This is a genomic window from Nocardia sp. NPDC051052 (genome assembly GCF_044456045.1).
Lineage (GTDB): Bacteria > Actinomycetota > Actinomycetes > Mycobacteriales > Mycobacteriaceae > Nocardia.
This window is the reverse complement of sequence record NZ_JBITFL010000005.1, coordinates 486,891-508,442: the sequence shown is the minus strand read 5'-3', so window position 1 is coordinate 508,442 and position 21,552 is coordinate 486,891. Positions and strand designations below refer to the sequence as shown.

General features: G+C 64.3%; 24 protein-coding genes. 7 read left to right on the top strand and 17 right to left on the bottom strand.

All coding sequences use genetic code 11. The features are described from left to right. Positions 1-3: 3 nt before the first annotated feature. From ACIBCN_RS20140 to ACIBCN_RS20115, 6 genes are all read right to left on the bottom strand, one after another. Positions 4-864 (bottom strand): class I SAM-dependent methyltransferase, encoded by an 861-nt coding sequence (locus ACIBCN_RS20140; RefSeq protein ID WP_396993093.1) that lies wholly within the window; start codon positions 862-864, stop codon positions 4-6. Beyond that, positions 857-1,789 (bottom strand): SDR family NAD(P)-dependent oxidoreductase, encoded by a 933-nt coding sequence (locus ACIBCN_RS20135; protein ID WP_396993092.1) that lies wholly within the window; start codon positions 1,787-1,789, stop codon positions 857-859. Before ACIBCN_RS20135 ends, ACIBCN_RS20140 begins: the two co-directional genes overlap by 8 nt. Further along, entirely contained in the window at positions 1,786-2,802 is a 1,017-nt protein-coding gene (locus ACIBCN_RS20130; RefSeq protein ID WP_396993091.1) for an SDR family oxidoreductase, read from the bottom strand. Before ACIBCN_RS20130 ends, ACIBCN_RS20135 begins: the two co-directional genes overlap by 4 nt. A 23-nt stretch (positions 2,803-2,825) precedes the next feature. Further along, positions 2,826-4,496 (bottom strand): AMP-binding protein, encoded by a 1,671-nt coding sequence (locus ACIBCN_RS20125; RefSeq protein ID WP_396993090.1) that lies wholly within the window; start codon positions 4,494-4,496, stop codon positions 2,826-2,828. Continuing rightward, the gene (locus tag ACIBCN_RS20120; RefSeq protein WP_396993089.1) at positions 4,486-5,397 is read right to left on the bottom strand and encodes an acyl-CoA desaturase; all 912 of its coding nucleotides are present in this window, start codon (positions 5,395-5,397) and stop codon (positions 4,486-4,488) included. Before ACIBCN_RS20120 ends, ACIBCN_RS20125 begins: the two co-directional genes overlap by 11 nt. Before the next feature lie 86 nt (positions 5,398-5,483). Next, complete coding sequence (locus ACIBCN_RS20115; protein ID WP_396993088.1) at positions 5,484-5,729, bottom strand: acyl carrier protein; 246 nt, start codon at positions 5,727-5,729, stop codon at positions 5,484-5,486. Between the two features lie 526 nt (positions 5,730-6,255). Here ACIBCN_RS20115 and ACIBCN_RS20110 point away from each other — a divergent pair. Beyond that, positions 6,256-6,462 (top strand): response regulator transcription factor, encoded by a 207-nt coding sequence (locus ACIBCN_RS20110; protein WP_396993087.1) that lies wholly within the window; start codon positions 6,256-6,258, stop codon positions 6,460-6,462. A gap of 177 nt (positions 6,463-6,639) precedes the next feature. Here the strand turns inward: ACIBCN_RS20110 and ACIBCN_RS20105 are convergent, their stop codons facing one another. Together ACIBCN_RS20105 and ACIBCN_RS20100 are read right to left on the bottom strand one after the other, a co-directional pair. Beyond that, the gene (locus ACIBCN_RS20105) at positions 6,640-7,065 is read right to left on the bottom strand and encodes a hypothetical protein (protein ID WP_396993086.1); all 426 of its coding nucleotides are present in this window, start codon (positions 7,063-7,065) and stop codon (positions 6,640-6,642) included. Between the two features lie 8 nt (positions 7,066-7,073). Then, entirely contained in the window at positions 7,074-7,913 is an 840-nt protein-coding gene (locus ACIBCN_RS20100; protein WP_396993085.1) for an alpha/beta fold hydrolase, read from the bottom strand. A 124-nt stretch (positions 7,914-8,037) separates the two neighbouring features. Here ACIBCN_RS20100 and ACIBCN_RS20095 point away from each other — a divergent pair, with 124 nt between their 5' ends. Then, positions 8,038-8,238: a hypothetical protein gene (locus tag ACIBCN_RS20095; protein WP_396993084.1), complete on the top strand. Its 201-nt coding sequence runs from the start codon at positions 8,038-8,040 to the stop codon at positions 8,236-8,238. A 124-nt stretch (positions 8,239-8,362) separates the two neighbouring features. After that, the gene (locus tag ACIBCN_RS20090) at positions 8,363-9,052 is read left to right on the top strand and encodes an HAD family hydrolase (RefSeq protein ID WP_396993083.1); all 690 of its coding nucleotides are present in this window, start codon (positions 8,363-8,365) and stop codon (positions 9,050-9,052) included. 23 nt (positions 9,053-9,075) lie between these two features. Here ACIBCN_RS20090 and ACIBCN_RS20085 read toward each other — a convergent pair whose 3' ends face one another. From ACIBCN_RS20085 to ACIBCN_RS20065, 5 genes are all read right to left on the bottom strand, one after another. Then, the gene (locus ACIBCN_RS20085) at positions 9,076-9,999 is read right to left on the bottom strand and encodes a UbiA family prenyltransferase (RefSeq protein ID WP_396993082.1); all 924 of its coding nucleotides are present in this window, start codon (positions 9,997-9,999) and stop codon (positions 9,076-9,078) included. Positions 10,000-10,060: 61 nt separating this feature from the next. After that, positions 10,061-10,870 (bottom strand): TauD/TfdA dioxygenase family protein, encoded by an 810-nt coding sequence (locus tag ACIBCN_RS20080; protein WP_396993081.1) that lies wholly within the window; start codon positions 10,868-10,870, stop codon positions 10,061-10,063. Beyond that, a complete protein-coding gene (locus ACIBCN_RS20075; RefSeq protein ID WP_396993080.1) occupies positions 10,867-11,907 on the bottom strand; it encodes an L-tyrosine/L-tryptophan isonitrile synthase family protein in 1,041 nt (346 codons plus the stop codon). Before ACIBCN_RS20075 ends, ACIBCN_RS20080 begins: the two co-directional genes overlap by 4 nt. A 66-nt stretch (positions 11,908-11,973) precedes the next feature. After that, on the bottom strand, positions 11,974-12,648 hold the full coding sequence (locus ACIBCN_RS20070; RefSeq protein WP_396993079.1) for a DJ-1/PfpI family protein: 675 nt from the start codon (positions 12,646-12,648) through the stop codon (positions 11,974-11,976). Between the two features lie 69 nt (positions 12,649-12,717). After that, positions 12,718-13,947, bottom strand: a complete 1,230-nt coding sequence (locus ACIBCN_RS20065) for a cytochrome P450 (RefSeq protein WP_396993078.1) — start codon at positions 13,945-13,947, stop codon at positions 12,718-12,720. A gap of 670 nt (positions 13,948-14,617) precedes the next feature. On the opposite strand from ACIBCN_RS20065, the gene ACIBCN_RS20060 reads away from it, so the two are divergent. Beyond that, positions 14,618-15,121, top strand: a complete 504-nt coding sequence (locus ACIBCN_RS20060; protein WP_396993077.1) for an STM3941 family protein — start codon at positions 14,618-14,620, stop codon at positions 15,119-15,121. A gap of 162 nt (positions 15,122-15,283) precedes the next feature. Next, positions 15,284-16,297 (top strand): SAM-dependent methyltransferase, encoded by a 1,014-nt coding sequence (locus ACIBCN_RS20055; RefSeq protein ID WP_396993076.1) that lies wholly within the window; start codon positions 15,284-15,286, stop codon positions 16,295-16,297. Positions 16,298-16,608: 311 nt separating this feature from the next. Here ACIBCN_RS20055 and ACIBCN_RS20050 read toward each other — a convergent pair whose 3' ends face one another. Both ACIBCN_RS20050 and ACIBCN_RS20045 read right to left on the bottom strand, forming a co-directional pair. After that, positions 16,609-17,064, bottom strand: a complete 456-nt coding sequence (locus ACIBCN_RS20050; protein ID WP_396993075.1) for a hypothetical protein — start codon at positions 17,062-17,064, stop codon at positions 16,609-16,611. After that, positions 17,064-17,411 (bottom strand): GntR family transcriptional regulator, encoded by a 348-nt coding sequence (locus tag ACIBCN_RS20045; protein WP_396993074.1) that lies wholly within the window; start codon positions 17,409-17,411, stop codon positions 17,064-17,066. Before ACIBCN_RS20045 ends, ACIBCN_RS20050 begins: the two co-directional genes overlap by 1 nt. Positions 17,412-17,479: 68 nt before the next feature. Between ACIBCN_RS20045 and ACIBCN_RS20040 the strand changes: the two genes are divergently transcribed. Next, positions 17,480-17,761, top strand: coding sequence for a hypothetical protein (locus tag ACIBCN_RS20040; protein ID WP_396993073.1), 282 nt, complete (start codon positions 17,480-17,482; stop codon positions 17,759-17,761). Positions 17,762-18,135: 374 nt separating this feature from the next. On the opposite strand, the gene ACIBCN_RS20035 is transcribed toward ACIBCN_RS20040, so the two are convergent. Beyond that, a complete protein-coding gene (locus tag ACIBCN_RS20035) occupies positions 18,136-19,437 on the bottom strand; it encodes an alpha/beta hydrolase (protein WP_396993072.1) in 1,302 nt (433 codons plus the stop codon). A gap of 95 nt (positions 19,438-19,532) precedes the next feature. On the opposite strand from ACIBCN_RS20035, the gene ACIBCN_RS20030 reads away from it, so the two are divergent. Further along, a complete protein-coding gene (locus ACIBCN_RS20030) occupies positions 19,533-19,988 on the top strand; it encodes a MarR family winged helix-turn-helix transcriptional regulator (protein ID WP_396993071.1) in 456 nt (151 codons plus the stop codon). A gap of 1,212 nt (positions 19,989-21,200) precedes the next feature. On the opposite strand, the gene ACIBCN_RS20025 is transcribed toward ACIBCN_RS20030, so the two are convergent. Then, positions 21,201-21,410, bottom strand: a complete 210-nt coding sequence (locus tag ACIBCN_RS20025; protein ID WP_396993070.1) for a hypothetical protein — start codon at positions 21,408-21,410, stop codon at positions 21,201-21,203. Positions 21,411-21,552 lie beyond the last annotated feature (142 nt).

The window sequence follows — 21,552 nt, the reverse complement described above, 5'->3', positions numbered from 1 at the left end:
CCGTTACCTTTTCTCGAAAATGATTCGCGCCAAACCGATGTGGCGATCCGTAAAGGCCTTGCTCGACGCGGTCAGGTAGCGCTGGTAGTCGGCGACCGCGTCGTCGCCGACCAGCGCCCGCGCCTCGGTGTCGCGCGCGTCCAGACGCGCGCGCCAGGCAGCGCAGGTGCGGGCATAGTCATCGGCATCGTTGGTTACCGTGATGACATCGAACAGTCGTTCCGAAGCCTCGAAGATCTCCGAGGGCCAGGGCAATTCCGATTCGGTGAAGATCCGGTCGATGATGAAAAGCAGGTCACGCACCGTCTGGCGCGACATCTTCGTGTTGCTGCCCTTGACGATTGTCTGGAGCGCCAGACGGCCGCCCGTCGGCAGCCATTCGTGGCACCTGGCGAAGAACTTCTGGTAAGCCGCGATACGTTCGGCGCGCGGCATCCCGTACTCGGCGAAGTGCTCGAAGGCGCCGATCGAGAGGATGGCGTCGTACGGCTCGTCCGGCTGGTGCTCGATCCAGTTCTCCAGCCGAGCTTCGACCGCAGGCTCCGATCCCGCCGAAATGTGCTCGTACTGCGCCTGACTGAGCGTGAGGCCGACCGCCTGTTCAACACCGTAGACATCGACGAGTCGATGCAGCAGTGCACCCCACCCGCATCCGACGTCGAGCACCCGCCGCACCCCCGCCGCCCGAGCGCCGGCGATCAGGTAATCGAGCTTCGCCAGCTGAGCCTGTTCCAGCGTGTCCTGCTCAGACCACATGGCGCACGAGTAGATCTGGAGCTTGTCGAGCCAGAGAGCGTAGAAATCGTTGCTGAGGTCGTAGTGGAGCTGGATCGCGGTGGCCGAAGCGCCGTCGTATTCAGTCAACGGTCGCCTCCGCCCGCGCCGACGCGACAATGCCGTTCAGCCGCTGCATGCGCGTCGCCAAGGTCATCCGGCCTTCGAGCGTGAAAGCACCTGGACGCCTGCCGTCGACATCATCGAAGGCATAGGCCTGCGCCAGATCACCGACCGCGAGCTTCTGGCCCGACCAGCGGTGCCGATCCGCATCCGACAGCAACGACGCCACCGCCCGGCCCACGTATTCCGGGGAATGCGCCACGGCCGCGGGGCCGGCGCCGAGCGCTTGCCACGCCGCATCGACCCGTTCGGTACGAACCAGGCCGGGGTGCAGTGACACCGAGGTGATCGAGGTCTTTCGCAGGTCGTAGGCCATGCCGACCACCATTCGGTCCGAGCTCGTCTTCGAGATGTCGTAGGCGACCTGGCCGAGGTAGGTGTCCCCATTGGTAAACGACATGTTGGCGATCAGCCCCGTGCCTGCGGCCTGCATCAGCGGGACGGCCAACCGGGCCGCGTAGTACTGACCGCGCAGCGACTTCTCGAACAGATCCCACCGCCACATCGGCTGCTGCCAGAACGGCGCGTCGAACTTCGCGTCCTCACCGCGCTCATAGCCCGCCCAGGCGTTGTTCACCAGGACATCCAGGCGCCCTTGCTCTTTCTCGATGTACCGGAAAACGTCCGCGGTCTCGTCGTCATCGAAATGATCACAGACGAGCGCGATGCCGCGGCCACCACGCTGGGAAACCTCGGTCGCGGTCTCGGCCACCGTTCCAGGCAGGTCTTCGGTCACACTTCCGGCGCGACTGCGACCCGTCACGTATACCGTCGCACCGGCCTCGCCGAGGGCGAGTGCGACTCCACGCCCCACTCCTCGACTCGCGCCGGTAACGAGTGCGACCGTGCCGCGCAGATCCGGCGGCACCCAGCCGATAGGTTTGGAACTCACACCAACTCCTCGGTTGTCCTGTGCGACGACGCACGCTCTCCGGCCCAAAACTCCAAGCTCTTCCGATACGCCTCAGCCACCGACACCGCCGGCAGTCCGTAGCGTCTGGTCAGCTCGGGCAAGGAGCTGGGAAGCACACCGCCGCACGCACGCGTGACCTCGCTGACATCGATCAGCACCTTGATGAACGCCTTCGATGTCGGCGAAACCTGGCCCCAGGGAATGGCATCGACAGCACCGGGGTCGAGCACCGGTGGTGCGGAAATAGGTTTTCCGCGCGAACTTGCATGGGCCAGCACGACATTCAGTGCATCGTCGACCTTCAGCGCGTCCTGCCCACTGGTCAACCAGTAGATTCGCCCGAGGTCATCCGCCTCGACCGCACGAGCGATCGCCATCGCTGTGGTGTCCAGTGCCAGCAGGTCGATCGGGTTGCCCGCGTGCAGCGGGAAGAACGGCGCTTTACCCCGGCAGATCCACTGCGACATCATCTGAACGATCTGCGGGCGGAAACTGGCCCCGGTCCGCGAGTCGCCCACCAGGTTGGTCGGGCGGTACACCGAATACCGAACACCGCTATCCGCCAGTACTTGTTCGGCGCGCAGCTTCGACGCGATGTAGGGGCGAACGACGTTGCCGTCCGAAAGCTCGCTCACCCGGCCGAGTTCGATCGCCCGCACGAAACAGGTACCGACGTAGTGCACCGGAGCATCGGCGGCCTGCGCGAGCTCGGCGACATGCGCGGTGCCGTCGATATTGATCCGCTGGTAGCGCTCGTCGGGTTGTCCCCATTCGGTGAGCGCCGCCGAGTGCACGATGACGTCGACCGTCTTGGCAAGGGCAGCCCAGCTGTCGGCGTCGAGGCCGAACCGTGGGCGCGAGACATCGCCAAGCACAACCTCTTCCGAGCTGCCCGCGGTCGGATCCGAGTGTGCGAGGCCGATCACCCGATGTTCCCGCAACTCCGATGCGATCGCGCGACCGACAACTCCGGACGCACCCGTGAGAAGCACTGTTCTTCGTTGTCCGGACACCGTCACAACCCGCCTTCCGACATGCTGACGACCGCCCACGGGTCGAGCTCGCCGCCCTCCAACAGTTGACGGCACCGATAGCGCTGGATCTTGCCGCTCGGCGTCTTGGGCAGGGCGCCACGCGCGAGGAACATGCATTCATCCACTGCGACAGCGGCTTTCGCCATCGCGGCCGAGGCGGCCTGATCCGCGATCTGGCGATGGCCGTTGGTGTCGGAGTCCAACTCCAGCAGCAGCGTCAGCGCCGCCCGATCGCCGATCGTCCGTTCCACCAGGGTCGAGCAGCCACGTCGGACTCCCTCGACCTGCTCGATCGCCTCCTCGACGCCCCGCGCGTAGACCTTTCGGCCCCCGATATTGATCATGTCATCGCTACGACCGACCAGATAGAGGTTGTCCTCGACCACGAAGCCGAGATCATTGGTGAGCAATGCACCGTCGCGGAAGTGGGCGTCGGTCAGCTGGGGAGAATTCCAGTACCCTGACCCGAGACTCGGGGACTGGATGCGGATTCGACCGATCTGGTCCGCCCCACTCACCCCGACACTGACGCCGTGCAGCGGACGGCCCGCGCTGACAATACTGGTCGCCGACTCGTGATCACCGTCGACCAGCCGCAGTTCGCCCCTGGCCAGCTCGACCGCGTCCACCGTCATCCGTCGCGGAGTTTCGTCCGGTCGAGCAGCGGTGACCGCGAGGGTGGCCTCGGCCATTCCGTAGGCAGGCATGAACATACAGGGCGTCAGCCCGAACTCGCCAAGCACTTCTGTCGCGAATTCCAATGTCTGCCATTCGATTCGCTCGGCTCCGATAATGCACGTGCGCATGTCGATGGCCCCGCGAGGCCGTGCGCCACGCCGAAAGCCTCTGGCGGACAGGTAAACACCCGTGTTGGTGCCGGCGGTGATGGTGCCGCCGTATTCCGCGATGTCGCCGAACCAGGTGCGCGGTGACATCGAGAACCGCTCGGGCGTCGACAAGTACAGGTCATTGTCGCTCTGCCATGAGGACAGCAACGTTCCGAACATCCCCATGTCATGGGACAGGGGCAACCACGACGACACCACGTCGCCGCCGAAGCGGACACCGATCCAGGACAGCAACATGTCGATGTGCCGAGCGATCGCCCCGGCAGTCAGGACGCAGCCCTTGGGCACTCCCGTACTGCCCGACGAATACTGGATAAAGGCGACGTCCGCATCGCCGGGCGGGCACTCGTCCACCACGCCCGAGCCGATCAGATCCTGCCAACTGCATATCTGATATCTGGCCAGAAACCACTCGGGCAAGGTGGTGAGCAGCCCCGCATCCAGGACCACCAGCTGGGGATCTAGCTGTTCGCACATGACCCCGAGGGACGCTAGATACTCTTCGAACCCCATGCCCCGTGACGGAACCGGCAACGAGGCCAAGGCGCCACCGGCAAGCCAGATGCCGAGTACCCCCGACACCACATCGGAGTTATTGGTCAGTACCGAAGCAACGCGGGTCCCCGGCGCGACACCACGCCGGCGCAGACCGGCGGTCATGTGCCGCGCGCGCTGGGCAACCTCTGCCCACGGTGTCCGCACGTATCGTTCGTTCTCCCAGGCCATCAGCGAGTGCGTACGGGGACGAGACTGCCCGAGCAGTCCCTGCCACAGGCCGTTCGCGCTGGTGTCGCTACTCCACATCGACGATTCCCATGGTGGTCGGAGCCGATTCCGCGAGCGGCTTGGCCGGCGTCGATCGCGCGAACCGGCCGCCGCCGGTCGGTGCCCACACGGCTTGACGCTGACTCTGCCGAGCTCGGTCGATTCGGATGACGTCATGCACCAAGTGGAGCTGCTCGAGCACTTTGATCACGATCGCGCTGATATCCAGTTCGTACCAACGCAACCCGTGACGCGCCGAGCGGGGGAACGCGTGATGGTTGTTGTGCCAGCTCTCCCCGAAGGACAGGAGGGCGAGCCAGCCGTTATTGCGCGATTCATCGGGTGTCGAGAAGCGGCGGGACCCGAAGACGTGACCGATCGAGTTCACCGCGTACGTCGCGTGGTTACCGACGAAGATCCGGACCAACCCACCCCAGAGCATGCCGGTGACAAACGACGCCGGTGTCTGCCCGACAGCAAGTCCGATGAAACCCGGCAGGATGACGCCGAGCAGGACAAGCCAGGCAAAGTTGTTGGAGGCCCATCGAATGTCCTTGTCCCGGGCCAAGTCCGGACAATATCGCACGGGGTCCGAGGTCAGCTCCTTGTCGAACAACCAGCCGAGATGAGCGTGCCACAAGCCCTTGAGGCCAGCCTTGGTCCCCGGCTCCAGGTCGAGATAAGGACTATGTGGATCGCCGGCCTTGTCGGCTACCCGGTGATGACGACGATGATGGGCCGTCCAGATCAGCGCCGGGCCTTGCGCCCCGATCGAACCGGCGACGGCGAAGAAGATTCGTACCGGCCTGCTCGTCTTGAAGGCGCGATGCGCGAACAGCCGGTGGTAACCCGTCGAAACACCGAGTCCCGCAACGATATACATCGCGATGAACGCCACAAGGTCCGACAGATGGAAGTAGCTGTTCCACAGCAAGATCATCGCCGCGAAAACACCGAGCAAGGGCAGAATCGATATCAGAAGAATAAATACATGGTGACGACGGCCGTCCATCTCGATCCTTGCCTCTACAAACTCGCGGAGATCGCGGAATTAGCAACCTCGAGCACGTCACCGACCGTCTTGGCGCTGGCCGCCTTCGCCGGGTCGAACTCGACCTCGTACTCCTCTTCCAGAGTGAAGACTATGTCGGCGAACTGCAAGCTGGACAAACCGATATCGGCAATCACGGTATCCTCGGTCAGCGAAATTACATCCTGACGGCCACGCAGCTGCTTGCGAATAAGAATGACGAGTTCATCGAGCTCAATCATTGGACTGCTGCCCCTCAATGTGGTGCTTATGATCGGATTAAACAATGCACCCAGCGGCCACTGGGCGACTGACACGTCAGCCGTTCGACAAACAATTCGCGCCGACGTTGCATTCGACTACAACATGACCACGGCAGCGGGCGCAACCGTATGGCCGCATGCTGCCAACGAGGCAGCAAGGCTTGACAACATGCACCAAGAGGCAGGAATCGGAATCCCCTATTTCATGGGGCAGGCCAGTGGGCGGGAGCTGCAATTATACACTGCGAATATTTAAGAATTGTAAAACGCAGACCCCCCAAGATTGGTGGCAAAGCGATAAGAGTTACCAGTGGATTGCCCGCATTCGGCAGAGCCGGTCAAATGGAGGCTTCACCTCTAGAGCTGCAGGTTTGCTCCAATTCGAGTTGCCAACACCCGGAATCGCCAATAACATCGGATTGGCCGCACGAATTAACCGGGGGTCTGCCAGCCACCATCGACGGACAGACAGGTGGCTATTCAGCGCTAGTCCTGAGGGGATTGCATGGTAGTTCGAGAAACACTGCCGAGTGCACGCGAGCTCGTGCTCATTCAACTGCTTTGTGAGGGACACACCGACGAAGCCGCAGCTCGCCGGATGAACTTATCGGTACGCACGGTCCGACGTATGACACAACAACTCATGGGGCATCTCGGAGCGCGCAGCAGATTCGAGGCCGGCGTCCTCGCGGCCCGAATGGGACTCATCTAACCGAACTGCCGGAGTCGAGTCCTGGATGTCGTGGTCACCGCGACCCCGTACTCGGTATCCATACCCGCCGCAGCAGCGTTCCGCTGGAATGGCTGAGGTCGTCCGAACAGCATTCCGCAAATCTCCCGACGACGAATCTACCGTCGTCGGGAGATTTGCGGGCGGCCGATCACCTAGCTATCGAACAGCGGTGCGGGCCTGCCACCCGGCGATGATCGTGACGACGAACCCGATCGCCGCGGCTACCAGCGACAGCCACATGACGATCGTTGTACTGCTGTTCACCCACGGCATGCTGAACGGCCCCCAGTCCGGGAGCAGATGCACGGCCAGTAACCCGGCCAGCGTGACGGCGCCGAGGAATACCTCGGCCTGGGCCGCGAGTCGATGGCCGCGGCGGACCGCCACGACCACCAGGACGAACAGCACCCAGGCCAGTGATCCCGCGATAATCGTCGGCACCGGCGTCACGTTCATCAGGCTCACGCAGTGTTCCACCGAATGCGCGCCGTAGCCGAACAGATATCCGAGAATACCGATGAACAGCAACCGCTTCCGGCGGTCGCCGCCCGCTGCCGCCGATTCATTCGTCTGGGCTGACACCGCTTCCATCATGACTCCGTGGCAACGAGGAACTCGCCGATGACCTCGGTGAGCCGCTCCGGCTGGTCTTCGGGCAGCAGCGTGTAGCTGTCCTCGATCTCCACCAGCCGGGCGTCGGGATAGAGTTCGGCGAGGCGGCGGGCGTGTGCGATCGGCATCATCTTGTCCTCGATCGCCCAGGCGATCAGCACCGGCCCGGTGAAGGCGGCATTGCGCTGCGCGATCTCGAGCAGAGTGGCGCGAGGCGGCACGGTGTTCAAGTATTTGGCCAGATCCCGCCGAATACGGCGATCGACCGTCGCCGGGCGGAACCAGCTGTCGATCACCTCTTTCGGCACGGGGCGCTTGCTCATCCACCCCCAGGTCGCGGGGCCACGCCGCCCCATCGGGGTGTTGAGCAACGCCATCGCGGTGCGCAACCCGCCGGGCACCTTCGCGGCGGCGACGATGAGGCGCGCGGGCTTGGGCGGATAGTTGTCGAAGGCCTCGCACGAGGTCAGCACGAGCCGGCCGACGCGGTCGCTGCCCCGCGTGCCGAGCAGGAGCTGTGCACCGCCCCAATCGTTTTGGACCAGCGTGACATTCCGTAGATCGAGTGCCTCGAGGAAGTCCCCGACCACCTTGGCCATACCGAGGAACGACACATCGCCGTCCTCGTTCATGGGTTTGCGATGTCCGCCGAGCGGCCAGGTCGGGGCGATGCATCGGTATTCGGTGCGCAGCTTGTCCACCACGTGCCGCCAACCCGAACCGTCCATGAGCAGTCCGTGAATGAAGACCAGCACCGGTCCGTCGCCACCGGTGTCCTCGTATTCGATGACGCCCGCTGGAAGTTGCACTTCGAACATTTCACTGCCTCCTGTGTTCATTCCTCCGGCGGACCGAATTCGGCCTGCCGCGGCCAGGTATCACTCGCGCGGCTGAGTCACTACGCACCGCGGCCGCACCCACGCCCGCCTCCAGAATCAAGCGATGATCGGCATCCACGGCGGCGATGTCCTCGGTGATCTCCCCAGTGCGGCCACGGATTCGGGGAATCCGCGCCACCGTTTCGCCGGTTTCGACGAGCAGGGCCGACGCCGCCCACACCACCGTATCGGATTCCTTCCACTGCCCGCACCTACCGACAGCACCTGCGTGCCGTGCTCATCGATCGCACTCATCGAGACCTGACACCCCCGTCGGGCGCAGGGTGACACGCAACGCACGCGGCACCCACGCATCGCGATTAACTCGAATACTATTCCAGGAGAGACCAATTCACACGTTATCCGGGCAAGGGTGCGAGGATGCGCTCGTGACGATCAAGCCCATGCACCCCGGCCGCCCTACCGCCGCCGCGCCGCCGGCGGTGGCCGCCGCCTTTGTCGACGTTGATAACACCCTGGTCCGGGACATCAGCTTTCTGTCCCTGTTCACCTTCGACGCGCGCTGCCGCGGTGCGGATCCGGAACCGCTGCTGCGCGAGTTCCGGGCCCTGCGTGTGGCAGGCGTCGGCCGTGCCGAATCCCACCGCGAGTTCTACCGGCTGTGGCACGGACGCGAAGTCGAGGAGGTACGGCGAATCGGCCGCGACTGGTTCACGGAGCGCGTGCGGACCACGGATTTCTTCAATGCCTCGGTGGTCGGCAGGCTGCGGGATCTAGCCGCCACAGGTACGCGAATCATCCTGGTGTCCGGGTCATTCGACGCGGCGCTAGGTCCGATCGCCGACCACATCGCCGCCGACGAGACGCTGTGCACGGAACTGATGGTCGCCGACGGTCGCTACACCGGTGCGGTGCGCGCGACCATGGTCGGCACGGACAAAGCCGCCGCACTGCGCGGTTACGCCGAACGCACGGGGGTCGACCTCGGTGCGTGTGCGGCCTTCGGTGATCACCATTCCGACATCGCGATGTTCGATCTGGTGGGCTGGCCGGTGGTGGTCAGCGACGTCGACCACCACCACCTGCGCGACTATCCGGCCGAACGGCTACCGGGCTGAGGCCACGGCCTCGGTGCCGCCACTCAGCTGGTGGTCAGCACATTGCCGATGGCCATCAGCAGCGCGCCCGCCCAGGCGAGGCGGCGACCGACCAACCGCCCGAACAGCGGATCGCGTTTGATCGCGCCGAAGTGGAACTGGAACAGCCGGGCGACGAATACCGGCCACAGCAGTGCCCCGAAAATCGGCGGCAGTGCCCCCCAGGCGATGAGCGCGAGGACCACGACAATATCGGCGACGGCGAGCACACCGAGTATGGCGATGTAGGTGCGCTCACGGGTCATCGTCGCGATATTGATCCGCCCGACGCCCCGGTCGGTATCGCAATCACGAAGGTTGGAATACCACGACACCATCATCAGCCAGAAAGCGAACAGCGAGCCCTCGATGACGGCGCGCGCGGTCACCGCCGCGGTCAGCGCCGCATAGGGAATCAAGACCAGTTCCAGAGTGAACAGGAAGAGCACCAGCTCCTGAAATCCGATGTGGCTCAACCGTAAACCGTAGGAGTACTGGACGGAGACGCACGCACCAACGACCGCGAGGGCGATCAGCCACAGCGGGTGGTAGGGCGCGACGAGCAAGCCGATCACCAGGAGTGCCAAACCCGTGAGCAGGCAGGTCCACGCGAACCGCAGCGCCTCCGGAAGTCGAAGTTCCCCGGTTACCAACGGCTTCCAGCGCGCACGGCGCAGTGCGCTTGGATTGTCGCGGTAGTTCGTGGCGTCGCTGCCGTCGCGGAATCCGGTGATGTCGTCGAAGGCGATGGTCGCGCAATGCACCAGGAAGTATCCGGCGATCATGACGCCGAAGGCGACCCACGTGATGGTGTCCCGCGCGACCGAGGCGGGCAGCAGCGTCGCCACCATCGGATAGGCAAGGTTGTAGTCGAGAAAATAGAGGTTGGCCAGCCGTCCGTACGCGCGTACAGACCTGGCTGTCGTCATGAGATCAACCACCGCAGTGTTCCAATCTTGATGTTCCGGACGTGGTTTCCGGGTACCGGGGTCAGATGATCTGGATCCGCTGCATATGCCGCGCGGTCGGGCCGGTGAACCGGTTGCGGCCGTGCAACAGCGCGTGATTCTCGGCGACGACGATGTCACCGGTCTCCCAGGCGTGGGAGTAGCAGTAGCGCGGGTCGTGCAGGCGGACACTCAGGTCGTCCATCACCCGCACGGCTTCCTCGGCGGTGAGCCCGTCGACAGTGAGAAACAAGGGATTTCGATAGATCGCCGGATCCAGCGGTTCGGCATAGCGGATGGTGGTCTCGCCGGTCACCGGGCTGGTAGCCAGCAGCGGGTGCGTCATGGTGCCGCCGTAGTGAGCGAGGCGATCGGTCCGGTAGGTGACCGTGGCGCTCGCCCATAGGGCGCGCAGATCGTCGGGCGCCTCGCGATACACCTGAGCGGAGTCGCAGAACACCGTCTCGCCGCCGGCACCCGGTTCGCAGCCCTGGACGCACTGGAACAGGAAATAGCGTGGCGCTCGCGCCGACCAGGCGCCGTCCCAGTGAAACGGTACGTCGCCGGAGTCGAACAGGTAGTTCTTCGGATCGTCCTGCACCACCAGGTCCATGATCGTGCCGAACTCCCACTCCGCCAGCTCACCGGCGGCCCGGCAATAGGTCTCCAGATCGGCCTTGTCGAGGGCGCGGTATCCGCGCAGCACAAGGACTTTGGCCTGCAGGGTGGTCGTCAGCAGGGTATCGACCGGCACATCGGCCAGGGTGCGCCCAGTCGCGTCGGCGGTGACGAGCCGCCCGAACGGCGACAGCTCGGTGCCCGCGAGTACGGCGTGCTGCAGTTGATTGGTCACGGCTCTCCTCCGGATAAGGGCGGCGCCGATTCGGCGCGAACGGGATCGATGGGATCCCCGATGACGAAATGACTCGGCCTGCTATTGCGCCACACCAGCCGACCGCCCAACTCCTCCGCCTTGGCGCGCTTGACCAGCACGTGCCGGATGCCGTCGTCGAGGACGACGCCGTGCCACGGGGTGAGCCAGCTGTCGGCGGTGCGCAGCAGGTGAAAGCCGATCTTCCTGCTGTGCTGGGCCTGCGGGTGGATGGATAGCCGTACTGCGGCGGGGAAGGCCTGCTCGACGACGTGGCTCCATGCCTGGCTGCGCTGCACCACCTCGTAGGTGGTCTGCTTGGCGCGGTTACGTCGTTGCGTCGCACTGAGTTCCGGCAGCAGCACCGCGTGGTCCTCGGTGATGAAGCGGTGGATGCCGTTGAACATTCGGCGCGCGGCGACCTGGGTGCGGACCGCCTCGCGAATCTCGTCGACGGTATCGGCGTACCGATCCAGCAGCTCGCGCCTGCGCTCATCCCAGGTCAGGTCCGGCATGACATCGCGCAGCCCGTAGAGACCGATCGCGCCACCGCCGCTCGTCCGGATGATCCGCACCAGTTCGGCGCCGTAGTCGTCGACATGCTCGTCCGGAATGCCGAGCACGTCGCTGAACACATGCCCGTCCGAGCAGATGGTGACCACGGCGCCAGGGGCGTACACCGCCGAGATCTGCTCACAGAAGCCCTGCATGGAATCCAGTGCGAGTCGTTCGCCAAGATCGGGCAGCCTGCCGAGGGTCTTGCGATGGTTGCGCGATTTGGCGGGGAAGGCCGGAATCACGAAGTGGATCGGCTTGCCCGCCACGATGAACCATCGGACCGTATCCAGATGCGGGGCAAAGCATTCCGGGCATGGATCAGTGGTGCACGGATCCAAGGGGTCGGCGGCACGGCGGCGGCGGAATACGATCCGCAGAACATGCTCGGCAACAACGTTATTGGCTAGGCTGGACGCGGAATCGGCTGTCGCGGTGGGTATTCTGATTGCAGCGGTGGTCATTTCAGCGCACCTTCGAGAGTCAGCGGCGCGGTGTCGGGCCCGCCCAGTGTGTTGATCGGGTCACGCCTACCGTGACTGATATTCGACAGCTGTTCGACCGTACTCATTTGCGTGTGTGCCGATCATGAACGAGACGGCGTCGATGATCGGTTCAGCCGCTTTGCTCGGGGTGCCCGAGTCGAACGGGGGCTGCGGATCGTACTCGAGCGCGAGTTGGATGCCTTGTGCGAGTTCGGGAGCCACGAATTCCGCCACCAGCGTCAGCGCGAGATCGATGCCGGCGGCAGAGCCTGCGCCGGTGGCGATTCGGTCGCCCATCACGACACGTTGCTCGGTCGGCAGCGCACCGTATTTGGCGAGTTCGTCGCGGAAGAACCAGTGCGTGGCGGCGGGCCGGTCTTCGAGCAGGCCCGCGGCCGCGAGGATGAGCGACCCGGTGCACACCGAGGTGGTCCACCTGGTGTGCGGGTGGGCCTCGCGCACCCAGTCGACGATCGGGGCGTTGTCCCTGGCGAGTGCGAGCGAGGCCGGGCCGCCGGGGACAAGGAGGATGTCGGGGCGCGGCACATCGGCGAAAGTGGCATCGATCTGCAGGTGAAGCAGGTTTTGATCGTCATCGAGCCGACCCGTCTCGGCGGCGCACAGCACCACCTCGACATCCGGCACGGTGGTGAATACCTGGTACGGCCCGATCGCGTCCAGTGCCGTGAAGCCCTGATATAGGCCGAGAGCGATGATCACGAAGTCCTCCTGGTGGAATGAATGCGCTAGCGAGGGGGTGCGCCCGCCGGGCAGCACTGCGGCGTCAGTTCAGTGGTGGAGCACGAGTGGCAACTCACCGGGCCCACGAACCACGAGGGACGGCTTGTATCGGACCTCTGCGCGCGGCACGGCCAGCGCCAGCCGGGAATAGCGAGCCAGCAGTGCTTCGAGCAGGACTCTGCTCTCCAGCCGGGCGAGAGCCGCGCCGAGGCAACGGTGTATGCCGTACCCGAAGGCCAAGTGTCGCTTGTCGTCTCGGCCAGGGTCGAAGGATTCCGGATTCGGATACTGTCGCTCGTCTCGATGTGCCGAAGCGACAAGCAGCAGTACCGCCTCGTGTGCCGGAATCGCGGTGCCCGCGATCGTCATGTCCTCGGTCGCGAACCGCCATAGCGAGCTGACCTGTGGACCGTCGTAGCGAAGTGTTTCCTCGATCGCGTCCGCCGCGGTGTGCTTGCCATCGCGCAGCGCGGCCAGTTGGTCGGGGTGGTCGAGCAGCGCGAGCAGCGTGTCGCCGATCAGCTGGATGGTGCTCTCATAACCGGCCACCAGCAGACCCATGGCCGTGCCGATGAGCTCATCCGAGCTCAGTTCACTGGAATCATCGCTCGCCGTGATCAATGCGGACAACAGGTCGTCGCCGGGATTGTCCCGCTTGCGCGCGATCAGCTTGTCGGCGTACCCGAGCAGGCGGGCAGTAGCCTCGGGCACCTGGGCCAATTCCGTGGGATCGGCGGTGAACACGAGGTCGGCCCACCGCCGCAGGTCGGCCTCGTCATCCGGCTCCGCGCCGAGGACCGCGCAGATCGCCCGGATCGACAGCGGCGCGGCGAGCCGCGCCATCACGTCGACGGGTTCGCCGACCGGCAGCGCGTCGAGCAGTTCATCGACCGTCGCGCGAATCGTGGCCTCCCACTGCGCGATCCGCGCCGCAGTGAAGGTAGCCGCGGCCAGTCCGCGAACGCGGGTATGGTCCGGCGGATCGAGGTTGACCATCGTGCGCTCGCCGACCGTGCCAGCCCCGAAAGCGAGGCGGGCCGCGCGGAATTCGGGCAGCGCGGATCGGTAGTCGCTGCTCAGCCGCGGGTCGGCGAAGCCTGCCCGGACATCGGCGTACCGGCTCACCAACCACACTCTGACATTTACCCCCGGGATGGTGATCGGATGGACCGGCGCGTTGTCGCGCAGCCAGGCGTAAAAGGGGTACGGATTCTGGAAGAACTCCGGCGTGAATATTTCCGGCACGGCAAGATCGGGTATGACGATGTTATCGGGCATCTCATGCGCTCCATTTATTCCGAGGTCGATTCACGAGGTGACGAACAGCCGCGCCTACCCCGATTTCGGCCTCCCCCGATCGCCAATCTTGCGACCGTGTCCGGACACTTATTCACTGTCAATCAAAACGATCGCCACCCCAGCCTTTCCACCCGTAATGCCAGCCTTACAGGCAGACGTTCCACCGTCGGCCGCGCCTATTCGACTACAGCACGACGCCGCAGCCCGGCACAACCGGATGGCCGCATGCGGCCACGCCTCGTCATGACCTCGCGCGGCGGGAAACCTACTGGCGTCGGGAGATTTGAAGGCGGAGCTCGCCGCCACGTACCGTCGACTCGTGGCCGGTCTGCCCGGTGCCGACCGTAACGTTAGAAGTGATCGGCCGCGCCGGGTTCTCCCGCCGTCTGGGGTTGCTCGGTACCGGCGATCTCGACGGTGGCAACCCGTCACCGTCAACTCCCGCCGCTACCCCGGCGACCATCTCCCATCGTCAAGACCGACGAACCCTGACGGCACCAAAAGAGTCGGGCTCTTTGCGGCCTTCGGACACGTGGCTGGTGCTCCGTTTCCGGTGGCCCATGCCGCCCGGCGGGAAATCGCGATCATCTACGCAGGCGGCGCTTTACTGGGCGGCTCGACTGCACCAAGTCCGCTAATCTCAGCGTTCGTGGACATCGATGACCTACCCACCACCCGCTACTACGCACCCAAACAGCGCGCGCTTCTACTTATCGTCATCTCGCTCGTGCCCTTGGTCGGGGTCCTGCTGACCATCAGAAACGCCTCGCTCGCGCTTGCCGTTCTCGGTGCTGTTGTGGTGGCGTGCTCGGTTTTCTGTATATACGTCGGTGTTCCTCGGTTGATCGGACGACGCCCAGAACTGATCATCACCGCCGAGGGAATCCAGCACTTCGACCAGGGCCGTATCCTATGGACGGACATCGACAGCATCCGCCGCAACCGCATGAATGGGCAAGAGATCCTCGAATTTGTTCTGCACCAACCCGATATCTACCTTGCGCGATTGCCGTGGTTCGTTCGAATGACCAGTCGATTCATGCGCGCATCCGGATACAGCCCCGCCACGATTTCCGCACTGAGCCTGCCCGTCCCGCTAGAGACCGTCATCGAAGAAATGCGCCGCCACCACCCTTCCTTGATCGTCGCCTAGCCGACGAGGAAATCCGCCCCGCGCGACAGCGTCGGTTCGCTTATCTAGGTTTCCGTGTACGCCGGACAGCTACGCCGTCGCTTTCTGATCCGTGACTACGATCATCGAGTGTGTTTGCGCGTCGTTGGCGCGGAAACGGAAACGACGGAAAACCGAGGTCTGATGATGGGCGCTAGCGACTGGCGGCCGACTCTCAGCGCTGTCAACGAGCTGAGCACGCGGCTCGAGCAGACAGGCCTGCTGACGGGGGCCATCGAGTCGGGATTTCTCATGCGCTGTCGCGAGAAGACGACCGCCGCCGAGCTGGCCCGTGCCACGGGCTTGGGTCCCGATCTCGTCGACAATGTCTGCGAGGCACTGCGATCGATCGGCGTCCTTTCCAGTGACGAGGGCGGGCAGGTGGTGATCAGCGACCTCTACGCCCCACTGCTCGACGGCGGACTGGATCGGCGCGCCCTCGATCGCCTCACCGCTGCCTCGGTGCGCGCCACGATGTTCCGTGAGCTGTTCAACGGTAAGCCGTCGTCGTACTGGAGCATCGACACCACCTCGCGGCTTGCATTGGCCGCCAACGCAACTGGAGATCCCGAGACCGAGTTCGGACGGGAGGGCATGCTCGCGACCGTACGCGCCGACCCGGACTGGCACGAGGCGTTCGCTAGCGGTGCGCGTTTTCTCGACCTCGGATGCGGCATCGCGGGGGCGATCGTCAGCTTCCTGCATACCTACCCGCAGCTGACCGCCGTCGGCATCGACATTGCCGACGATGTGCTCGAGGTCGCCCGAACACGAGCGCGGGCCCTCGGCGTCGCAGACCGGGCCACCTTCCACAACGCCGACGCGACGAGCTATCGCGATCCAGACCCGTTCGATGTGGTGTTCTGGCCCCAGACCTTCTACCCCGAGCCCAGCCGGGCCGACGCGCTGGCCACCGTCTACGCCAACCTACGGCCGGGCGGGCTGCTGGTGACCCCCATTGCCCCGCCACCTCCGGACACCGACCACCCGACGGACGGCCGGGCCCTCGAACCGTTGCTGCGTGCAATGTGGGGCATCCGAGAACGATCGTTCGAACAAGTGCGGACCGAGTTAGCAGGAGCCGGGTTCGTCGAGATCACCGCCGCCGCCCCACTGCCACCTGTCCTACCGCTGATCAAAGCCCACCGCCCAGCGTGAGCCCAGGGTGATCAACACCTCCCGAACCCCGCTACGGCAGATCGTTCTACATCTGGTTGGCCATCCACGCCTGGCACGAAGGCGCGCTACACGCTAGGGCGTCGACGCCGAATCCACCTGCCGAATAGCGGCTTTCCGCATATCTGCGCGCCGCCCCACATCGTCCAATTGCTGGCAGCTCGAACCCCGCCCACCATCCCAAATGAAATGCTGATTTCCGCCGATACCGAGCTGGCCGTCCGACACCACCGACGTCGTTCTGATCACAGCGCGCAACGCGAATCAAGCCCATAGGGCAGGAGTAATCGACGTTATGGTGCGATACCCATTGCCCACAGTGCGGCCCTCGGCTCCGGCATCGAGACAGTGACCGTTCGGCCACTGGTCAAGGTCAAACGCAGCGCGGGACCCAGGGTCGGGGTCAGGAACCATCCGCGTTTTCGCTGGTGGAACACACCCCAACGACTCCAAAATTTGACGGGCAAATCGATGATCTCGGCGCGGGCGATGTCCGCCCGGCCGATAGCAACACGAGGAAAGCCGAAGACAGCGAAATTCACCGTCAACCCGCCAGGCCCCGCGCTAACGCGCAGGCTGGCCTGCGCAATCACCTTCACCAGCGCGACGATCACGGCCGCGAGTGTCAGAAACCTCCATGGATCAGTACCTATCACGAAACCGAGAGTGCAGGAAAACAGGACGAAGATGTTAAGCCACAACATCCCCCAATTGGTGACGCGGCAGGTGTAGACCGTCGCGGCGGGCATCACATCAACTCCTCGATCAAGCCGAGCACCTCGGCCTTGCTGTAACCATTCGCACGTGCGGACTCGATCAGCTGGCGCACGGCCTGCTCCACCGGCGCCGAGGTAGGAGCAGCCGCGGTGACCCGCACGCCACGCCCGCGCCGAAAATCCACGACCCCTTCCTCCCGCAGCCGCCGATACGCGGCCAGCACGGTATTGCGATCGACAGCCAGCGCCTGCGCCAATTCCGTTGCGGGCGGGAGCTGTTCGTTGACCACCAACTCCCCCGTGGTGACCGCACGCCGGACGCACGCCGCAATCTGGTCTTGCAGCGACGCCCTGGAGGCCTGATCAATGTGCCACAACATGATGCTAATAAGACTAGTACTATTTATGGAACCCGGCGACTTCAGTGGCACGGCGTGAGCGCTTCCTGATGACTCCGCATCAACTGCATCGGGTCGACGGCGAACTGTCCGATCGAACCGAGATCGTAGCCGCCAACGAAGCTGGCTCATCCGCCGAGAAGCTCGGCAACGAATGGCAGCTCGCCAAGGACAGCATCCGCTACGTTCTTCGCGACAGCGGCACCACCATCCGCCCGCAAAGACGCCTCACCAGCGACGGGATCGACCACGCTGCGACCAGCTACCGCAACCGCGAGTCACTCCATCGAATCGGCAAACGCCTCGGAGGCCGAGGTCCTCCCGGAAGTTGATCTCGGCTAGCTCTGGACCGCTTCTGTCGACCTAAAAACGGAGTAAGGGAGTAGGCAGAGTTCTGCCTACTCCCTTGACGTGGACCATATGTCCCGTTACTCGAACTTTCGCACACCCGGCTGTCAGCTCAATAGCGTCCAGAAAACTCACCCTGACCAGACGATATGTCAGCGAATCCGTAGTCCTCGAGCGGCTGGACGCGGTGCACCTCTCCCCCAAACATCAAGTCCGATAGAGGATTTTCAGTGGCTGCCACAAGCAACCAACCGGCTCCAAGCTCCCGGCTGGATACCTCGTTGGCAAGTCACTCGCCGAATCCGCGCGGACCCAGCAGATCGACAAACACATATCAGCCATCCTCGGTCCCCGCGATCTAGCAGTTATGCGAGGGAATGCTTGGGTTCCGTTTCTTGTCAGCGGTTACGGTTCGTAGCCGGTCTATCGCGAATGGGACTGCGCCCGACCACCATTGGGGGTCTGCGGTGCCGTCGGTCGTCCGTCCGTCGTGGTGGACGTAGTGCCGCACATCCCGCCCGGGGGTGGCGAATTCGCCGGACAGGGCCCGTTCGAGCCATTCCGCGCCGAAGCGGAACACTTCGGCCGCGACTCCACCGAGCGGATGGAACTCACCCTCGTAGACGCGAATCTCCTTGGGCGCGTTGACGAGTTCGTAGTTGGCGAGGGCTTGCTCGAGCGGCGTCAGCTCGTCGAATTCGCCGATGCCGTACAGCACCGGGCAGGTGATGTCGCCAACCAGATCGCCCAGCGGCATTCGGGCCGCCAGCTCCCGGTCGAATGCGGCCTCGTTGTCGTAGCCGGCCATGTACATGTAGTTGTTCTTGAAACTCGGCTGGGCGCGCTCGAACAGGGTATGGAAATCGCCGGTCGGCGCCTCGAAGGCGGCCAGCGCCGCCAGCCGCGGATCCGTGGCCGCCGCCCGGGAACCCCAGTAACCGCTCATGCTGATTCCGAACATGCCGATCCGCTGCGGATCCACACCGGGCAGTTCGGTCAGGTAGTCGAGGTAGCGACCTACGGCGCGTTCGTAGTTCGCGAGATCCACGGTCACCCCGTTGGCGCGGCTTTCCCCCTGCCCGGGGCCTTCGATGGACAGCGCGACCATGCCTCGCGACGTGTAGTACCGCTCGGCGGCATAGAGGTAATCCTCTTTGATCATGTCCATTCCGGGTCCGAGTATCACTGCCGGCGCCTGGCGCAGCGGGCCCTCCGGCAGGTGCAGCAGTGCAAAGATCTGCTTGTCGTCGAAATCTAGCGTCACGCGCCGGACCAGCCCGCCGCGCAACTCGCTCAGCCGCTCGACGCAATGGTTGGCGCGTTCCCGCAGCGCGAGTTTGCGCGGGTCGGTGGCGTCGAATATCGAGTACTGCGCCCGCCCCCACATCACTGCGGCGCGAATGTAGAGGTCGACGGCGGTGCGCGCGAAGTCGTTTCGTTCGTGATGGGCCGCGCGTTGCTCGGCCCGGGCGGCGATGGTAGCCCAGGCTTTCGGCAGCATCGCCCCGCTCTGCACCAGGTCGAAGACCTTGTCGAAGTCGGTGTGGTCGTGGCCGAGTTGTTCCATGGTGCCCTTGGCCTGCGGATGCAGGGCGTTGAATCCGCCCAGGGCAAGGGCGATATCCAGCGCCCAGCTCTGGCTTGTGGAGCGTGTGGTCATCGTGTGGCCCTTTCGCCGGTTAGCTAAGTACTTATCTATTAAGTACTTAGGATAGGGTCGGTGTCAACCTCCCGATCCTGCGACAGGAGACACAAGTGCCTGAACCGTCCGATCCGGCCCGCGTGGCCGCCCTGGACCAGCTCGCTCGTCTGGCCTACCGGCTCAGCGCGGCGGACTCCCGCCTGCGCGGGCGTGCGACCAGGTCGCCCGAGGCGTTGTCCCTCACCCACGCCCGCGCCCTGCGCGTGCTTTCCGAACAGGGGCCCCGCACCATCGGCCAGCTGGCCGCCGGTACCGAAACCACCGGCGCCGCAACAACTCAACTGATCAATGGCCTCGTCGCCGCGGGCTACGTCACCCGGGAACGCCGCACGGGCGACAAGCGCTCGGTGCTGGTCTCACTCACCGATGCCGGACGCACCCGCCACCGCGAACGCATGGCGGCGATGTCCGCCGCCCTGCGAACCGAACTCGCCGACCAGGACATCGCTGCGCTGCGGTCGGCCGCCGAGGTCCTCGACCGATTGATTGCGATCTACGACCGACTATGACGACGCCTCGATCCTGTCAGGGTTTGGTCGGAAGCCGGCGATCGGAGGCGGGGTCAAGCCTCCGGGCAGCAGCGAGCTACGAACCGTCCAGTGAACTCGGTGTCGATCGTGCCACCGCGGCAGAGCGTGTCCTGGTTCCGGCTGGAGCCTCGAGCCGATTGTTGCCGACCCGGACGATGAACGCGCTGCTGTCGCGGACCATCGGTCTGCCCCGACGGGCAGCGGATCGATGACAGCACCGGAATCTCTTGGGGGTAGAAAGAATTGAAGTGGCCCCTCGTCGTAGCGGTGGTGCTCGTGCTGGCCGTACCCGCCGCGCTCGGCGGGTGTGCCGCGCGGCAGCACACCGGACTCCCTCGTACGACTGCGGACGCTGCTGGATCGGCTCGTGCGCGCCGCTCAGGTTCCCGGAGCCCAATTCGTGCTCACCCGCGACGGCCACGATGTCCAGCTCACCAGTGGTGTCGCCGATCTAGCCGCATGGCACGCGGTCCGCGCCGCGAGATCGGCTGCGGCGCAGAACGTCCGCTCTGAAGTGGCCGATAACCGAGCGTTGGACCGCGGGTGTGAACTGCGGTACTCGCCGACCAGTGGCAGGTCAGCGGTAAAAGCCGGTCAGTATCGTCACTCGCGCGAGCATGCCGCTGCCAACACACTGACTCCCACAAGCCGTACTACGCAGTCCCCGCTGCTAGAAAACCAACCGGTCTCCAGACCGTCTGAATACCCACACACCATATGCGACTCGAACCCACCGATGACACCAAATGCGCAGCTCAGAGCACCATTTACAACTACCGTCCAGAACAACGCCAAAAGCCGCAGGTCTCTGACCTGCGGCTTTTGAACGAGTGGACCATATGTCCCGTTACTCGAACTTTCGCGCACCCCAGACCTGGGCCCAATCGCGCCCGGAAACTCCCTCCGACCAGCAGATATATCGGTGATACGGAATCTCCAGACGTTGTACGCGGGCGCACTCCCTCTCCAATACCTCAAGTGCGGTAAAGGATTTCAGCGGCCGTCAGGTGCGACCGACGCGGCTCCGAACTCGCCAGCCGGATACCTCGCTCGACAGGCGTGTCCGGCCACCTGGTCACCGGGCAGCAATCCGACTGCCCCGTCAGTTGTCGTCGTCCATCCAGATCACGTCAAAGGGGCCGGTCCGGCCGTACTGGTAGGCGAAATCGTCACATAACCGCATCCGTATGGCTAGGGCATGGCTAGGGCGGTGTCGCCAGCCTTCAGCGGCGTGCTCGCCTGGTAGGTGTGGGGATTGTAGGTGTCCGGGTCAGGGTTGTCGGGGAAGTAGATCGGGAACTCGTGTTCGTAAACGATGGCGCACGAGGACGCGATTGCCTTGTGCCCGATGCCGATTCGCTCGACATATACCCGCGTAGATGAAAAGAAGACACTGTACATTCGGTAACCTTTGTGGGGGTAACAATTGTTGTTCAAGCGAGTGCGGCGAACCGATTCTCGCGGAAGCGTTTTCGAGGTCACCGATTTGCCTCCCGATAGCTTTCAGCCAGTAACGGCGGCGGCTACGATGAATCTCTCACGG

Bases quoted from the DNA above. Each gene is read 5' to 3' on its own strand.
- ACIBCN_RS20125 (WP_396993090.1), bottom strand. From the start codon at position 4,496: ATGTGGAGTAGCGACACCAGCGCGAACGGCCTGTGGCAGGGACTGCTC.
- ACIBCN_RS20120 (WP_396993089.1), bottom strand. From the start codon at position 5,397: ATGATCTTGCTGTGGAACAGCTACTTCCATCTGTCGGACCTTGTGGCG.
- ACIBCN_RS20115 (WP_396993088.1), bottom strand. From the start codon at position 5,729: ATGATTGAGCTCGATGAACTCGTCATTCTTATTCGCAAGCAGCTGCGT.
- ACIBCN_RS20110 (WP_396993087.1), top strand. From the start codon at position 6,256: ATGGTAGTTCGAGAAACACTGCCGAGTGCACGCGAGCTCGTGCTCATT.
- ACIBCN_RS20100 (WP_396993085.1), bottom strand. From the start codon at position 7,913: ATGTTCGAAGTGCAACTTCCAGCGGGCGTCATCGAATACGAGGACACC.
- ACIBCN_RS20095 (WP_396993084.1), top strand. From the start codon at position 8,038: ATGATCGGCATCCACGGCGGCGATGTCCTCGGTGATCTCCCCAGTGCG.
- ACIBCN_RS20085 (WP_396993082.1), bottom strand. From the start codon at position 9,999: ATGACGACAGCCAGGTCTGTACGCGCGTACGGACGGCTGGCCAACCTC.
- ACIBCN_RS20075 (WP_396993080.1), bottom strand. From the start codon at position 11,907: ATGACCACCGCTGCAATCAGAATACCCACCGCGACAGCCGATTCCGCG.
- ACIBCN_RS20065 (WP_396993078.1), bottom strand. From the start codon at position 13,947: ATGCCCGATAACATCGTCATACCCGATCTTGCCGTGCCGGAAATATTC.
- ACIBCN_RS20055 (WP_396993076.1), top strand. From the start codon at position 15,284: ATGATGGGCGCTAGCGACTGGCGGCCGACTCTCAGCGCTGTCAACGAG.
- ACIBCN_RS20050 (WP_396993075.1), bottom strand. From the start codon at position 17,064: ATGCCCGCCGCGACGGTCTACACCTGCCGCGTCACCAATTGGGGGATG.
- ACIBCN_RS20045 (WP_396993074.1), bottom strand. From the start codon at position 17,411: ATGTTGTGGCACATTGATCAGGCCTCCAGGGCGTCGCTGCAAGACCAG.
- ACIBCN_RS20040 (WP_396993073.1), top strand. From the start codon at position 17,480: ATGACTCCGCATCAACTGCATCGGGTCGACGGCGAACTGTCCGATCGA.
- ACIBCN_RS20035 (WP_396993072.1), bottom strand. From the start codon at position 19,437: ATGACCACACGCTCCACAAGCCAGAGCTGGGCGCTGGATATCGCCCTT.
- ACIBCN_RS20025 (WP_396993070.1), bottom strand. From the start codon at position 21,410: ATGTACAGTGTCTTCTTTTCATCTACGCGGGTATATGTCGAGCGAATC.